The 2,384-nt window shown below is 66.3% G+C and carries 2 protein-coding genes; both read left to right on the forward strand.

Annotated features, from left to right (window positions below; all coding sequences use genetic code 11):
* The first annotated feature begins 273 nt into the window (after positions 1-273).
* Positions 274-849 carry a SipW-dependent-type signal peptide-containing protein gene (locus tag EF834_RS18015; RefSeq protein ID WP_127948651.1) on the forward strand — a complete coding sequence of 192 codons (576 nt, stop codon included), beginning with the start codon at positions 274-276 and terminating at the stop codon, positions 847-849.
* Between the two features lie 5 nt (positions 850-854).
* A partial coding sequence (locus tag EF834_RS18350; RefSeq protein ID WP_235871300.1) for a signal peptidase I occupies positions 855-2,384 on the forward strand: 1,530 nt, incomplete at its 3' end.

The following is a 2,384-nucleotide window of genomic DNA, read 5'->3' on the forward strand; positions in this document are numbered from 1 at the left end:
CACGCTGGAGCAGAACGTCTCCTAGTCGTTATCGCCCAACCGGTTTCGGGTGGGTATCTCTGTTCGGTGCGTCGGTCGCCGGCCCTATCGGGGCCGGCGACCGGCGTCCCTCGGGTTCGACCGCGGCGCCCGCACTTGGGGTCTAGCCGCGCACAAAGCACTGACTCCGGCGCTTCGGCGCCCCGGCTAGATGGATCAGGAAGGGCAACAGCATTGTCTCGTCAAGAGGTTTCGAGTTCACCGTCCGGGTTCGGTGCCCGGGTGCGTTCGTTGATGTCGGGGGGTAGGCCGCGGGCGCTTGCGTCGTTGGGGATCGTGTTGGGTCTGGGCGCGGTCGTGACGTCGGCGGCGTGGAGTGACACGGCGACGGCGACGTCGGGTGTGTTCTCGACGGGTTCGATCGATCTGCGGATCGATGGCCAGGACGGTAATCCGGATGCGTATGCGTTCGCGGCGTGGTCGAAGTCGGGGTTGTATCCGGGTGAGCGGTCGAGCGCGAAGTTGCCGGTGCAGAACACCGGGTCGACGCCGTTGAGTTACACGATCACGGCGTCGGCGTCGTCGTCGGACTTGGCTCCGTACATGGTGTACGTGCTCAAGGACGGTGAGCCGAACGGCGAGTCGGGCAACAGGTGCAGTGGCAACGACCTCGGGCCGGTTACCTGGATGGAGAAGGGCGGCACGACGGATGCGTTCGATGCGCCGCGGACGCTGGCGCCGGGGGAGAGCGAGTACGTGTGCTTCCAGATCAGGTTGCATCCGGACGCGGCGGACACCGCGGATACGAACAACAGTGTTGAGGGCAAGTCGGTTGATGTTGCGTTCAACTTCCACGCGACGGCGGTGTGAGCAGCATGACTACTCGAGCAAATCCGATGGGGTCGGATCGTATGCGGTCGGTTCGTGAGATCGCTCTGAATGTGGGCGCGATCGCCGGCCTGATTTGTGTGCTGGCCGCGGCGGCGTCGTTCTTCTTCGGTGTCAAGCCGCTGGTGTTCCGTTCGGGTTCGATGTCCCCGGAGATCACGACCGGTTCGCTCGCGCTCTCGCGGAGTGTGCCGGCGTCGGACGTCGCCGTCGGTGACGTGGTCAGTGTCCTCAACCAGCAGGGCACCCGGGTCACTCACCGGGTCGAGGAGATCGTCTCGTCCGATGCGACCCGTTCGGTGTGGATCCTCAAGGGTGATGCGAACGAGGCCGCGGACCTGTCCCCGTACACCGTCAGCGAGGCCGATCGGGTGTTCTTCAGTGTGCCCGGGCTCGGTTACGCGGTGGCGTGGCTGTCGACGCCGGTGGCGATCTTCCTCGGTGGTGCGCTGGTCGGCAGTCTGATGGTGATCGCGTTCCGGCCCACCGGGGGCCGGGGTGGTGCCGGGCGCAGCGTCGACGCCGGCTCGCCTGTGGTGGCGGAGTCCGTTGATGTCGGGCCGAACACGGTGGGGGGCAGCGACATCGACGCTGCTCCGGTGCGTGGGGCCGGGGCGGTGCCGGTGAACGCGACCCGCCGGTTGTTGCCGGCGCGGTCGTTGATGGCGGTCGGTGCGGCTGGTTTGACGGCGGTCGGTCTGACCGCGGCGGGTACCACGGCGGCGTTGACCGATACCGCGTCCGTGGCCAGTACGTTCAGTGCGAACGCGAACTTCTACCCGACCCCGGTCGTCACCTCCACCAGCTGCCAGACCGTGGGCGGTTGGCTGGCTGATGACGCGAAGGTCTCCTGGACCAGCCTCGGGCAGACACCCCTGGGGGACGACTACGAATACGAGGTCGTTGTACGCCGGGACAGCAACGGAAACGTCAAGACAAGAAAGAACGTGGGCACAGCGACGTCGTACACGGCTGACATCAACGACACCGGCAGGGACTACACCGTCGAGGTGCACACCGTGAACGGCCCGAACACGTCGACGGGGTGGCGTGGACAGAGAGTCCAGGCCAGGACTGTCACTATCACGAAGTGCGACGGCGGCGAGAGGTATGTCGCGAACCCTCCCGGCGAGAACGTGCAAAGCGCATCTGCCAAGAGCGTGAGCCTGGCGTCGATCGATCCGGTCGTCGAGGAGCCGGTGGTCGAGGAGCCGGTGGTCGAGGAGCCGGTGGTCGAGGAGCCGGTGGTCGAGGAGCCCGTTGAGGAGCCGGTGGTCGAGGAGCCTGTTGAGGAGCCGGTGGTCGAGGAGCCGGTGGTCGAGGAGCCTGTTGAGGAGCCGGCGGACGAGCCTGTTGAGGAGCCGGTCGGTGATGCGTCGGGTTCGGGTGCTGGTGGTGCGGTGATCACGAGTATGTCGTCGTCGGGGAGCTTTGCGGCGGAGGTGTCTTCGTCGGAGGTTGTGATCACGGATGAGTCGGGTTCGGTGGTGTCGAGCATCGCGGTCGGTGAGGAGGCC

Origin of the sequence: Rhodococcus spongiicola (assembly GCF_004011835.1) — a bacterium.
GTDB lineage: Bacteria > Actinomycetota > Actinomycetes > Mycobacteriales > Mycobacteriaceae > Prescottella > Prescottella spongiicola.